12 protein-coding genes are annotated in these 12,075 nt (G+C 63.6%); 6 read left to right on the plus strand and 6 right to left on the minus strand.

The features are described from left to right. Positions 1–73 precede the first annotated feature (73 nt). Both BBD46_RS13715 and BBD46_RS13720 read left to right on the plus strand, forming a co-directional pair. Positions 74–724: a metallophosphoesterase family protein gene (locus tag BBD46_RS13715; protein ID WP_071402262.1), complete on the plus strand. Its 651-nt coding sequence runs from the start codon at positions 74–76 to the stop codon at positions 722–724. Positions 725–1,142: 418 nt separating this feature from the next. Further along, positions 1,143–2,555: an aspartate aminotransferase family protein gene (locus BBD46_RS13720; protein WP_071402263.1), complete on the plus strand. Its 1,413-nt coding sequence runs from the start codon at positions 1,143–1,145 to the stop codon at positions 2,553–2,555. A 39-nt stretch (positions 2,556–2,594) separates the two neighbouring features. Here BBD46_RS13720 and thrC read toward each other — a convergent pair whose 3' ends face one another. Next, the gene (gene thrC / locus BBD46_RS13725; protein ID WP_071402264.1) at positions 2,595–3,869 is read right to left on the minus strand and encodes a threonine synthase; all 1,275 of its coding nucleotides are present in this window, start codon (positions 3,867–3,869) and stop codon (positions 2,595–2,597) included. A 131-nt stretch (positions 3,870–4,000) separates the two neighbouring features. Between thrC and BBD46_RS13730 the strand changes: the two genes are divergently transcribed. Beyond that, complete coding sequence (locus BBD46_RS13730; protein WP_071402265.1) at positions 4,001–4,435, plus strand: universal stress protein; 435 nt, start codon at positions 4,001–4,003, stop codon at positions 4,433–4,435. Positions 4,436–4,443: 8 nt separating this feature from the next. On the opposite strand, the gene BBD46_RS13735 is transcribed toward BBD46_RS13730, so the two are convergent. The 4 genes from BBD46_RS13735 to BBD46_RS13750 form a co-directional block, all read right to left on the minus strand. After that, positions 4,444–4,653 carry a hypothetical protein gene (locus BBD46_RS13735; protein ID WP_071402266.1) on the minus strand — a complete coding sequence of 70 codons (210 nt, stop codon included), beginning with the start codon at positions 4,651–4,653 and terminating at the stop codon, positions 4,444–4,446. 133 nt (positions 4,654–4,786) lie between these two features. Beyond that, the gene (locus tag BBD46_RS13740; protein ID WP_071402267.1) at positions 4,787–5,608 is read right to left on the minus strand and encodes a fumarylacetoacetate hydrolase family protein; all 822 of its coding nucleotides are present in this window, start codon (positions 5,606–5,608) and stop codon (positions 4,787–4,789) included. Between the two features lie 30 nt (positions 5,609–5,638). Beyond that, positions 5,639–5,986, minus strand: a complete 348-nt coding sequence (locus tag BBD46_RS13745; RefSeq protein ID WP_071402268.1) for a cupin domain-containing protein — start codon at positions 5,984–5,986, stop codon at positions 5,639–5,641. Continuing rightward, complete coding sequence (locus BBD46_RS13750; protein ID WP_071402269.1) at positions 5,983–6,771, minus strand: SDR family oxidoreductase; 789 nt, start codon at positions 6,769–6,771, stop codon at positions 5,983–5,985. The genes BBD46_RS13745 and BBD46_RS13750 overlap by 4 nt, the downstream gene beginning before the upstream one ends. Before the next feature lie 434 nt (positions 6,772–7,205). Here BBD46_RS13750 and BBD46_RS13755 point away from each other — a divergent pair, with 434 nt between their 5' ends. Then, positions 7,206–8,000, plus strand: a complete 795-nt coding sequence (locus tag BBD46_RS13755) for an IclR family transcriptional regulator (protein WP_071402270.1) — start codon at positions 7,206–7,208, stop codon at positions 7,998–8,000. A 50-nt stretch (positions 8,001–8,050) separates the two neighbouring features. On the opposite strand, the gene BBD46_RS13760 is transcribed toward BBD46_RS13755, so the two are convergent. Further along, a complete protein-coding gene (locus BBD46_RS13760; RefSeq protein ID WP_071402271.1) occupies positions 8,051–9,352 on the minus strand; it encodes a DUF362 domain-containing protein in 1,302 nt (433 codons plus the stop codon). 141 nt (positions 9,353–9,493) lie between these two features. Here BBD46_RS13760 and BBD46_RS13765 point away from each other — a divergent pair, with 141 nt between their 5' ends. Both BBD46_RS13765 and BBD46_RS13770 read left to right on the plus strand, forming a co-directional pair. Further along, positions 9,494–10,606 carry a mandelate racemase/muconate lactonizing enzyme family protein gene (locus tag BBD46_RS13765; RefSeq protein ID WP_071402272.1) on the plus strand — a complete coding sequence of 371 codons (1,113 nt, stop codon included), beginning with the start codon at positions 9,494–9,496 and terminating at the stop codon, positions 10,604–10,606. Between the two features lie 229 nt (positions 10,607–10,835). Next, a complete protein-coding gene (locus tag BBD46_RS13770) occupies positions 10,836–12,053 on the plus strand; it encodes a mandelate racemase/muconate lactonizing enzyme family protein (protein WP_071402273.1) in 1,218 nt (405 codons plus the stop codon). Positions 12,054–12,075: the final 22 nt, after the last annotated feature.

Genomic DNA, 12,075 nt, shown 5'->3' on the forward strand with positions numbered 1-12,075 from the left:
CAGTTGCACCAACCCGTTCGCCGCGCTGACCAACGACAGTATCACCCTCGCCCCCGTCAGGACCACCAGACACATGCTCGTCCTCGGCGACGCCCACGCCTCCGACCCGGCCCGACGCGAGGCGCTACTCGAGTGCTATCGCACGGTCGACCCCGAACACGTCCTGCAGGCCGGGGACCTCGAACTGTACGATCTGCCAGCGCCGACCTGGTTCATCGCCGGCAACAACGAAGACCTCGATGTCATCGACGCGCTCCGCGCGGGCGAGGATCCGCCGGAAACGGCCACCGTTCACCTCCTCGCGAGCACCGCTGCAACGGTCGACGGCCTCCGCGTCGCCGGCCTCTCCGGGAATTTCGCACCGACGCAGTACGACCGCTCGCGGGACGAACTCGAGGGCGACCGGCGGCGACACTTTACCCACGAAGACGTCGAACGAGCCGCCGAGCTCTCCGATATCGACGTCCTTCTCACTCACGAAGCCCCAACCGGGCTGCTCTCCTACGGCTACGACCCAGGCTGCGAGCACGTGACGGCCCTTCTCGAGACGCTCTCACCCGACCTCTGCCTCGTCGGGCATCACCACACCCACCGCGAAGGCGAGATTGCGAACACCAGGGTGGTGAGTCTCGCGCCAGCCTGGGAGCGGTACTATACGCTGGATCCTGCTGGGCTGGTACTCGAGTCCCACGAGCACGAGTTTGGTCCCGACTCCGAACCATGATCGTATCGTGTCACGTTTCCCCGAAAGTGCTATTTCAAACCTCTTTCTTGATAGTTATGTCGTTTAAACAGTATACTAGTTAAGATATCATAATCACAGCTGTAACGCGGTTTTTCAGGAACCCGACCGTTAGTACTCGAGAGAAAAGCAGACCAGCGGTCGAAATTCGGGATCGGTGTTCGATAACGCAGATATTCGCCCATTCCGGTTTCGTTCGACCTTCCCCTGCTGTACCGATTCACAGCGCAGCTACACCATATTATAGAATACTGATGGAAAAATAGAACCCTCATACCCCGTATAATAATAGTTGTGCCCACACAGACACTTTTCGTTCCAAACAATTACTCGTGTATCGGTACCCGTATTTCCGTCCAGTCGGGAAACGTTTACGTCGGTCGCCATCGCCTCACTGTGCATGGATAGCACACCCTCGATCTTCTACAAGTGGGGCGGCGGGATCGGTCCCGATCACCTCACCATCGAGACGGCACACGACGAATTTCTGGTAACCGACGACGGCCGCGAAATCATCGACGCGGCGTCGGGCGCTGCCGTCGTCAACCTCGGCCACTCCGCTCCCGGCCTGGAGGACGCAGTCAGCGACCAGCTCGCGGATGTCTCCTACCTCAGCCTCTCGCACTTTACGAACGAGGAACCCGAACGCCTCGCCGACCAGCTCACCGAACGCGCACCCGGAAACCTGAACAGCGCCTTCTTCGTCACCTCCGGCAGCGAGGCCAACGAGTCCGCGTTCAAGCTGGCTCGCGCCTACCACCGCGAGCGCGGGAACGACCGCAAGCACAAGGTCATCGGTCGATGGCAGTCCTACCACGGCGCGACCCTCGGTGCACTGTCGGCGTCGGGCAACACTTCCCGGCGCGACGGCTACGAATCCCAACTCCAGGGCTGGCCGCACGTTCCGCCCGCCTACCCCTACCGCTGGGAGTACGACGGCACCCCCGAAGAGCAGGCGGTCGCCGCCGCCCGTGAACTCGAGACGACGATCAAACAGGAAGGGGCCGAAACGATCGCAGCGTTCATCGCTGAGCCGGTCTCCGGCGCGAGCATCCCCGCGGCACACCCCCATTCGGCCTACTTCGAGGAGATCCGACGGATCTGCGACGAGTACGACGTGCTGTTCATCGCCGACGAGATCATGACCGGCTTCGGTCGCACGGGGCCGCTGTTCGCGATGGAACGCTTCGACGTGGTGCCTGACATCCTAACGGTCGGCAAGGGACTCTCGGCGGGCTACACGCCCATCAGTGCGGCGCTCGTCAGCGACGAGATTTCGGCCGAGTTCGACGCGAGCGACCCCGACGGCGGTTCCTTCGCGCACGGCCACACCTTCGCCGGTAACCCCCTCTCGGCGGCCATCGCCTCCCACGTCGTCGCCCAGTACACAGACGACGTACTCGAGACGGGCCGCGAGCGCGGCGAGCAACTCGTCGACGCGCTCGAGCCGCTGCGAGATCACCCGATCGTTGGCGACGTTCGCCACGCCGGCGCGATGATCGGACTCGAGTTCGTCGCGGACCGAGAAACCAAACAGCCGTTCGACCCAGACCTGGACGTGAACGGACGGGTGTACGAGCGCGCGATGGAACAGGACGTCTACACCTATCCGGGTTCGGGCTCCGTCGACGGCGTCGCGGGCGACCACCTCATGCTCGCGCCGCCGCTGACGGTGAGCGAGGCGTCGGTCGAAGCGATCGGCGAGGCCGTCGTGACCGCGGTCGAGGACGTGGCCGCCGACCTCGAGCGCGAGGGGGTACTCGAGACCGGTGCAGATTCCCAGATCGAGACCGAACCCGATCCGGCCGACTGATTGCGATTTCGTACGCCTGCGACCAGCGAACCTCAGTCCTCAGGACCCAACGACCGACGCGAGCTCGTGTTCGAGGTCGGCGAGGTCGATGTGGCGGCTCTGCGGTTCCGTCTCGACTGACTCCTTGTAACCGGAGCCGGTCAAGATCGTGACGACCGACTCGTCTGCTGCGATCTCGCCACGGTCCGAGAGCTTTCGAACTCCCGCAAGTGCGACGGCGCTGGACGGCTCGACGGCGAGACCGACATCCGTCGCCAGCCGGTCCATCGCCTCGCGTGTTGCCTCGTCGGGGACGGCAACGACCGCCCCCTCGGTATCGCGAGCGGCTGTGAGCGCGCGAGTACCACTCGGCGGGTCGCTGTTCGCGATGGAGACGGCAATCGTCTCGTCGGCGTCGATTGGCGTCACCTCTTCCCGGCCCTCCCGGAAGGCCGTCGCGATCGGATCGCATGGCCCTGCCTGCACGAAGTAGAGCCGCGGAACGTCGTCGGCTGCGAGCACGCCACTCCGGGTCAGTTCTCGGAGCGCTTTCCAGACGCCGCTAGCCTGGCCGCCGCTGCTGACCGGGAGGACGATCGCGTCCGGTGCGATCGACGCGGTCGACGAGGACGGCGCGTTCGGAGACTCCAGTCGAAACTGCTCGAGTAACTCGTAGGCAATCGTCTTCTGACCGGCCACCCGCAGCGGCGTATCGGAGTTGACGAACGTGATACCGGCGTCGCCGTCAGTATCGAGCGCGAGCGTCTCCTCGTAGAGCCTGCCGTAGTCGCCTTCAACGCGGAAAATATGCGGATCGTGCCGAGCGAGCAAATCGAGTCGTTCCGGCGGAATATCCGCCGGGACGAAGACGGCGCACTCGAGTCCGGCCGCCGCGGCGTAGGCGCTGGTGCTCAGGGCCATGTTCCCGTGGGAGACGGTGCCGATCCAGTCCGCGCCGGTGTCGAGGGTGTGAGCGACGCCGACGGCGGTGCCGCGGTCTTTGAAGCTGCCGGTGGGGTTCTGCCCCTCTGGCTTGAGGTGTAGCTCGCAGCCGGCGAACGAGTCGAGCGCACCTGCGCGGACGAGTGGTGTCGAACCGGGCGGCAGCGTGGTCGTGTCGGGTGCAGAAACCGGAAGAACGGTGTCGTACCGCCAGATTCCGGTTGTCGTTTGATCACGTCCCGTTGCTCGGGCTGTCTCTGTGGGCCACTCGAATCCACTCGTGTCAAGATCGAACCAGAGTGGTTCCCCGCACGAACATCGCGTGCGGTCGCCGTGGTCGTACGTACAGCCACAGTCGTAACATCGAAGCGGGACCTGCGAACTCGTCGTCATCGTTCTCGTCAGTGCCCTCTCGTGCGGGCACCAAAACGTTTGTCTCGATAGCGATCCCAGCCTTGTTCTCACACCTGACACACAGACACTCTGACAGGACATTTAAGATGATGGTCGCACAGTGATAGCACATGTACCGGGTTTTGTTACCAGTGGACCAGGACGAACGACGAACCAAACAGGCAACCTCGATCATCACCTCGTTGCCCGGCAATCCCGAAGATATCGAGGTCGTTGCGCTCAACGTATTCAAGGAGTTCGAGGTCACCGGTGAGGGCGGTCGTGTCAAATCTGAGGACGTCTACGACGAAACAGACTTTCCCGACAGCGCTGCGGCCGCACTCGAGAACCTCGAAGCGCAGGGGATCGCCGTCGAAGCCCGGCGGGAGCACGGTGACCCCGCGGAAACGATTCTCGAGACCGCGACGGAGATCGACGCGGACGCCATCGTGATGTCCGGCCGCGACCGGAGTCCGACCGGAAAGGTGCTGTTCGGCAGCGTCACCCAGTCGGTGTTGCTCTCGGCGGACCGACCGGTGATCACGATGATGGACGACGACGAGTGAGACCCCTCTCAACGAATGTAGAGTACGTACACCATAATGGACAGTCCGAAGACGATGCTCCCGACGACGGCGGCGACGAGGCCGATCGTCTGGTCGAGCTGGAGCAAGTAGACGATCGCGAGCGTAAACGCCGCGTACAGGAAGGCGATGTAGACGCCGAAGCGAAACCACTCCTCGTCGATCGCGAACGCCGTCTCGTCGCTTCCCTTCGAGCTCATGGGAGTCGTACCGGTTGGTGAGTGATTGGATCCGGAGACACCTGTAGGTTTCCCGCCTCGGCGTGTGTCTAAAAGCGACCGACGGTTTCGTCCGGTTGGCCGGTGTCGACCGGGTTCGAACGGCTCGAACGAGTCAGCGAACGACCGGAGCCTCTACAGAGCCGATCGACTCCACGCTCGCCTCGACGTGGTCACCCGGCTCGAGTGGCTCCGCGCCGGGCGTCCCCGTGCTGAACAGGTCGCCCGGCTCGAGCGTCATCACGTCCGAGTGGAAGGAGACGATCTCTCGCGGCGGGAACAGCATGTTTCGGATCTCGTTCTCGGCCGTCACCTCGCCGTTGACGATCGTCTGGACGGTCAGCTCCTCGAGTGCGAGCGGTTCCTCGGGGACGGCGATCGCGGGCCCGACGACGATGAACGAGTCGAAGCTCTTGGCGCGCGTCAGGAAGCGCGGGTTGCGCTGGAGGATGTCCTCCGCGGTCATGTCGATGACCGGCAGATAGCCGGCGATCACGTCGTCGGCGTCGGTTTCGGCGACGTTACGACACTGGCGGCCCATGATGACTGCGAGTTCGGCTTCCGCGGTGACGCCGTCGGTCTGTTCGACCGGAGGGAGTCTAATCGGACCGCCGGGGCCGGTGAGCGCGCTGGCTGGCTTCATGAAACTCGCCGGTTCCTCGGGGCGCTGTTCGTCCAGATCGCCGGCGTGTTCCTCGTAATTCAGGCCGATTCCCCAGAGCTTGCCGAACTGGGCGAGCGGTGGGCCGAACTGGATGTGTTCCGGATCGATTCGCTCGGCGGGGACGTCGTCGAGGTCGGGCAGCGTGCCGGCCGCGGCGCGTGGGAGTGCGTCGGAGACGCTTTCCAGTTCGGGCGCGGCTGCCGGAAGCGGGACGTAGGCCTCGTCGTCGCCGAGGAGTGGCTTTCCGTCGAGAGTGCGTGCGAGATACTTCATCAGTAGGGGTAAGTCGAATTGAGCCGCTGTTCAGTCGTCTCGGTCCGTCCAGAAGTCGAACGAGCGGCCGGGTGCGAACACGTCGAGGCCGACTGCCAGTTCGTCGCCGGTGTTCTCGACGCGGTGGCTCTCCCAGGCGTCGAGCCAGACGGAGTCGTACTGCTCGAGTGTGACCTCGTCGTCCTCCGTGGCGATCGTCAGCTCGCCCTGTAGGCAGAGACAGACCTGCTCGTTCTCGTGGTCGTGCATCGGCGAGCTGTGGCCCGGTGGCTTCTCGAACCACTCGAAAGAGAACTCGTCGCTGCCGGCCATCGAGACCCGTCGCCAGCCCTCGTCCGGCTCGTAGGTCTCAGCGTCGTCGAACTCGACCGGTTTCATAGGTTCGCACCGGTCGAACCGCCGTCGATCAGGACGCTCTCACCGTTGATGTACCCCGACAGCGGCGAGGAGAGGAACGCGACGGTGTTGCCCAGTTCCATCGGGTCGCCGACGCGCTCGAGTGGGTTGCTCGCCCAGTCGTCGAGCCCTTCGTCGTAGGAGTCGTAGTCGCCGCGGTCGACGGCCTGGTTGACGAGGTCCTCGATGCGCTCGGTCTCGTGGGGACCGGGGAGGACCGCGTTCGTTCGCACGTCCGGCGCGAACTCCTTCGAGAGGGTCTTCTCGAGTCCGATGACGCTCATGCGGACCGAATTCGACAGCACGAGGCTGTCGATCGCTTCCTTGACGCTTCGGGAGGTGATGTTGACGATGGTCCCTTCGTCGCTCTCGCGGAGATGCGGCTCAGCCTCGCGGGCGAGTCGAACGACGCTCATTACGAGCAGATCGTAGGCGTGATACCAGTCGTCGTCGTCGGTATCGAGGAACGGACCGGACGGTGGGCCACCAGCGCTCGTTACGAGGTGGTCGATACCCCCGAACTCGTCGACAGTCGTCTCAACCAGTGTCTCGATGTCGTCCTCGTCGGTCAGGTCGCCGACCTGGGCGACGACCTCGCCGGTCGCCTCCGCCTCGATCTCTTCTTTCGCGTCCGCGAGTCGGTCCTCGTCGCGACCGTTGATCACGACGTTCGCGCCCTCGCGGGCGAGCGCCTTCGCAGACGCCTTTCCGAGTCCACTCGAGGACGCCGTGACGAGTGCCGCGTTGCCGTCGATCTGTAGATCCATATCGTCCGTAAGGCCAGAGGAAAGCGGCAAAAAGGTTCGCGTTGCGGTAAGGTTGTACATGCCACGAGAGACGCAACCAATTCCGTTCCACGGAAAGTACGGGCAGAGCCGACAGTGGGGCTCTTCTCACCATCTTGCACAGCCAACAGGCATCAATTTCCGGTCGTGTCAGTACTACACATGCTGTGAATTACAACTGTACGTGTGTAATAATTTGAGTGATCTCCCTTTGCACCCACGCACAGTGGAGTAACAGATTCCGCCCTGAAGAACGGATCTGTGCTCTCTGCTGAGGAACTGAGCCTGTCTTTGTTGTCGAAACCGGCGTTACTCAGTAACTCACTCCCCCTGCTGTCACCACCCGCCGTTGTCGTACTGCCGTCATGAATTCCGTTATGCGGAACTGATAAGTACCGGTCCGTCAGAGTAGGAGTATGGTGGAACGGAACGAGGAAACAATTCAAGCCACGAAAACTAGCTTCGAGATCGTTCACACACTCCAGGAGGTCGGACCTGCTCGCCTCTCCGAGATTGCGGCCGAACTCGAGTTGGCCGAGAGCACGACCCACCGGCATCTCCAGACGCTCCACGATATGCGATACGTCTCACGGGACGGCGAACGCTACCAGCTCGGGTTGCGCTTTGCGCGACTCGGCCGTGCTGCCCAGACGCGCGACCCGGCCTACGAGATGACCCAGCGCCACGTCGAGGCGCTCGCCGAGGAGACCGGCGAGCGGGCCCAGTTCGTCGTCGAGGACCACGGCCTCGGGATCTACCTGCACGTCGAGACCGGCAGCCAGGCCGTCCGCGTCGGCTTCGGCGTCGGTCGGCAGATTCACCTCCACTCCTCCTCGGCTGGAAAGGCGATTCTCGCCCACTACCCGCGCGAGCGCGTCGACGAGATTCTCGACCAGTGGGGGCTGCCCGCACACGCGGCCAACACGATCACCGACCGGGAGGAACTCTACGAGGAACTCGAGACGGTCCGCGAGCGCGGCGTTGCCTTCAACCGCGAAGAGCACGTCGACGGACTCAACGGGACGGCCGTTCCGGTCAAGCGCGACGGCCGAGCGATCGGCGCGCTGGCCGTTGCCGGTCCCTCTCACCGACTGACGGGCGAGTGGCTCGACGAAGAGATTCCGAATATGATGCTCGCCGCAGCGAACGAACTCGAGTTGAACGCGACCTACGCGTCGGATGCGGGCTCGCGGGATCACATCGTGGAATAGCAATCGGTCCGCCACTGCTGAGTTCTTCTGCAGCGCGCTTTCACCGGGTATTAGGCCTCAAAAACTGCTGATCCGTCCTCGAACTGCAGGCTCGCTCGCTCGATAATCGTAAGTTCCCCGCGTTCGGCGAGGTCGTCCGCCAGTGCCTCGGAGACGTAGAACTCGCCGAGGTCGGTCGTGTTCTCGATCCAGGCGACCCGAACCGTGTCGGGATCGTAGCCGCCGAGCGCGTTCAGCGCGACCCGAAGTGCAATCTCGTCGTCCGGCGCGACCGGCGGCAGCTTCGCCTTGGCGAGCGACCCGCTCGTGAGCGCGTTCGCGTAAACCTTCTGGATATCGAGTTGTTCGAGGGCCTGCTTGCGGGTGATATCCGCGAGGCCGATGCCGTTGCCGTTCCCCTTCGTCTTCTCCGTGAGCCCGCGTGCGTAGATAAGGTCGATCGAGGGATTTGCCGGGTCGGGCGCGTTGATCACCCGATAGCGGCCGATGACGTTCGTATCCATCCCCGCACCCGAGATCTCCTTCCCGAGTTCGTCCACCACGAGCAGGTCGATTTCGTCCGTCGGCAGCGTCGCCATCTCGTCGTACGCGCGCTCAAGAAGTGCTGGTTCGCGCGACTCGAGTTCGTCTGCCGGAATCGCCTCGATATGGCCGGTCTCCTCGTGGAAGTTCTCGACGAGTGCGAGGCCGCCGAGCAGCGGGACGGCATCGCGAATCGCGTCGGTCAGTCCCTCGATCGTCGGCACGTAGCCCTCCGAGAGCGCCGTCGAGTGAAACGCCTGCGCGCCACGCTGTTTGCCGAGGCCGACGGTGAGCATCTTGCAACAGCCGCTCTCGATCCGTCCGGTGAAGTTGGTGTGGGGCTTGACCCGGTTGATCACGAGCACGGCGTCGGCCTCGAGTGCAGCCGTGGAGAAGTAGACGGGTGTCGTCACGTCGCCGATCTCGATCTCGTCGATCTGTTCGACGGCCATCGTGGCCTCGATCGGTGCGTCGAGTCGGTCCTCGGTAATTCCGAGCGCCTCGAGCACCTCGCGCTGGCCCTCGGGCGTCGCGCCGCCGTGACTCCCCATCGCGGGAACCACGATTGGGTCGAACCCCTGCTCGTCGAGGTACGAGACCGTCTCGGCCGCGATATCGCCGATTCCATGTATTCCTCTGCTGCCGACGCCGACCGCAACGGTCGCACCCGACTCGAGTTCGTCGAGTGCGAGCGTGGGCAGTTCCGAGCGGACCGTTTCGAGCGGGTCCTCGAGCGTCTCCGTGTCGGGTTCGTACTGTACGCGCGCGAACGTCGGCGTCGCTTGCGGTTCGATCAGCTCTCCGAGGTCGCGCCGATCGGGGAACTCCATGGCTGGTTGTTTCAATGCCTGGCATATATACTATCGGCTCGTAGCACTGTACCATCCCGCGTCATCGAGCCGAACAGTATCTCCAGGGAATACTTGCCGGATGGTGCGCGGTTTTTGGTATCGTTTCACGTGTGCTCGACTGTGGAGATCACAGCAATCGAGAGCGTCCCCGTAGAGATACCGCTGGCGTCGCCGGTGTCGTTCTCCAACCGGACGCTGACGTACCGCGATCACGCGATCACCTACGTTCGGACGGCAGACGGCCGCGAGGGCGTGGGGTACTCCCTCGGCTACGAGGGCGCGCATCTCATCTCGGAAGCGGTCGAATCGCTCCTCGAACCGATGTTGCTCGGCGAGGATCCCCGAAACACCGAACGCCTCTGGCGCGAGATGTACGACGGCACCGTCCAGATCGGACGCTCCGGCATCCTGCTGCGTGCGATCTCGAGCGTCGATATCGCGCTGTGGGATCTGAAGGCCAAGGCCGCCGGCCAGCCGCTGTACAAGTTACTCGGTGGCTACGCCGACGAAGTCCCATCGTACGCGAGCGGTGGCTACTACCGTGACGACAAGGGCCACGAGGGGCTGCGCGAGGAAATGCAGCGCTACCTCGACGAAGGGCACGACGTCGTCAAGATGAAGGTCGGTCGCCGCTCCGTGGAGGAGGAGACCGAGCGCGTCGCCGCCGTCCGCGAGGAGATCGGCGACGAGCGCACGCTGTTGCTCGACGCCAACGGCGGCTGGTCGAACGCGACCGAGGCGATCCGCAACTGCCGCGCGTTCGAACCCTACGACCCGTACTTCATCGAAGAACCCGTGATGATCGACAGCACGGAGTCGATGACCGCGGTCAACGAGGCGATCTCCTACCCCGTCGCGACGGGGGAACTCGAGGGCCCGCGCTACGATTTCGAACGCCTCTACAGCGACGGTGCGGCGACGGTGCTGCAGCCGGACGCGACGGTCTGTGGCGGGATCACGGAGTGGCTCAAGATTGCCCACCACGCCGCCGCACTGGACGTTCAGATCGCGCCACACTACAACTGGAACCTCCACGCGTCCCTCGTGGGGTCGATCGAGAACGCGCTCTGGGTGGAGTACTTCTACCGCGATATGGACGTGAAGGTTTTCGACGATATCGTCGCAGAGCCGCTCGCGCCGGACGACGACGGCATGATCGCGCTCCCCGACCAGCCGGGTCACGGCGTCGAGATCGACAGAGATGCGGTCGATGAGTTTCGACGGGAGGCATAAGAGCTATAACCGAAACGCAACCGGTCAGACCCACACGGCGACTCGCTCGATTACGGGACCGACGGTGACCCGAGAGAGCCAGCCGGCACCATCATAGAGACTCACAGTCGGCAGCGACACAGAGACGAACCGACCGCGGCACAGAGAATCACAGCCGACAACACTACAAGACAGCGGACAATCAACACGACAGCAGACAACCAACACGACAGCCAACACAAGAGACACAATGAAAGACTTCTCCAACCAGATCACGAACCGAGCAGAATCGCGCGACGTCGAAATCACCGACATCAAATCCTGCGTCGTCGAGGGCAACTTCGAGTGGAACCTCATCAAGATCGAAACCGACGCCGGCGTCACCGGCATCGGTGAATCCTACCGCGGCGGCGGCGTCCCCGAACTCGTCGAGTACACCAAGCGCTTCCTGATCGGCGAGAACCCACTCGACGTTCAGCGCCTCTACCGGCGCATCATCCAGGAGATGTCCGGCCACGGCGGCACAACCGGCAAGGTCATCACCGCCGCCTCCGGCATCGAAATCGCTCTCTGGGACGCCGCCGGCAAGATCTTAGACGTCCCGGTCTACCAGCTCCTCGGCGGCAAACTCCGCGACGAGGTTCGCATCTACTGTGACTGCCACGCCGGCGAGGCCTACGCCGTCGACGACGGCTACACCGAGTACGCCGACGCCGACGCCTACTCGCCCCAGGCCTACGCCGACGAGGCCCGCCGCGTCGTCGACATGGGCTTTACCGCCCTCAAATTCGACCTCGACGTCGAGATGGATAACGACCCGGACCCGTACAACGGCCGGCTCAGCAACGCCGCAATCGAGCACAAACGACAGATCGTCGAGGCCGTCCGCGAGGAAATCGGCTACGAAATCGACCTCGCCTTCGACTGTCACTGGGACTACTCCGTCGAGAGCGCGAAGCGCCTCGCCTACGAACTCGAGGAGTACGATCTGATGTGGCTCGAGGACGCCGTCCCGCCGGAGAACATGGAGGCCCAGAAGGAAGTCACCAAGGCCACCCGCACCCCCGTCGCTACCGGCGAGAACCGCTTCCGCGTCTTCGAACTCTCCGATCTCATCTACGACCACGGCGTCGACATCGTCACCCCCGACCCGACCACCGTCGGCGGCCTCGGCGAAACCATGCGCATCGCCGACCGCGCCGAGGAGAACTACATCCCACTCTCGCCACACAACGTCTGCAGCCCCGTCGGCACGATGGCCTGCGTCCACCTCGGCGCAGCGATTCCGAACTTCGACGTACTCGAGTACCACGCACTCGAAGTCGACTGGTGGGACGACCTGATCCAGCGCGACGAGCCGCTGATCCAGGACGGCTACATCGAGGTGCCGGAGACGCCGGGTATCGGTGTCGAGCTCGACGAGGATGTCGTCGAGGAGCATACACTCGAGGGAACGTCGGGGTTCTAGAGACGAGGATCGGAACTCGAGC

The organism is Natrialba sp. SSL1 (genome assembly GCF_001861355.1).
GTDB lineage: Archaea > Halobacteriota > Halobacteria > Halobacteriales > Natrialbaceae > Natrialba.

Coding starts and splice junctions, on each gene's coding strand:
- BBD46_RS13745 (WP_071402268.1), bottom strand. CDS start 5,986: ATGAAACCGGTCGAGTTCGACGACGCTGAGACCTACGAGCCGGACGAG.
- BBD46_RS13770 (WP_071402273.1), top strand. CDS start 10,836: ATGAAAGACTTCTCCAACCAGATCACGAACCGAGCAGAATCGCGCGAC.
- BBD46_RS13750 (WP_071402269.1), bottom strand. CDS start 6,771: ATGGATCTACAGATCGACGGCAACGCGGCACTCGTCACGGCGTCCTCG.
- thrC (WP_071402264.1), bottom strand. CDS start 3,869: ATGACGACGAGTTCGCAGGTCCCGCTTCGATGTTACGACTGTGGCTGT.
- BBD46_RS13720 (WP_071402263.1), top strand. CDS start 1,143: ATGGATAGCACACCCTCGATCTTCTACAAGTGGGGCGGCGGGATCGGT.
- BBD46_RS13715 (WP_071402262.1), top strand. CDS start 74: ATGCTCGTCCTCGGCGACGCCCACGCCTCCGACCCGGCCCGACGCGAG.
- BBD46_RS13735 (WP_071402266.1), bottom strand. CDS start 4,653: ATGAGCTCGAAGGGAAGCGACGAGACGGCGTTCGCGATCGACGAGGAG.
- BBD46_RS13755 (WP_071402270.1), top strand. CDS start 7,206: ATGGTGGAACGGAACGAGGAAACAATTCAAGCCACGAAAACTAGCTTC.
- BBD46_RS13760 (WP_071402271.1), bottom strand. CDS start 9,352: ATGGAGTTCCCCGATCGGCGCGACCTCGGAGAGCTGATCGAACCGCAA.
- BBD46_RS13740 (WP_071402267.1), bottom strand. CDS start 5,608: ATGAAGTATCTCGCACGCACTCTCGACGGAAAGCCACTCCTCGGCGAC.
- BBD46_RS13730 (WP_071402265.1), top strand. CDS start 4,001: ATGTACCGGGTTTTGTTACCAGTGGACCAGGACGAACGACGAACCAAA.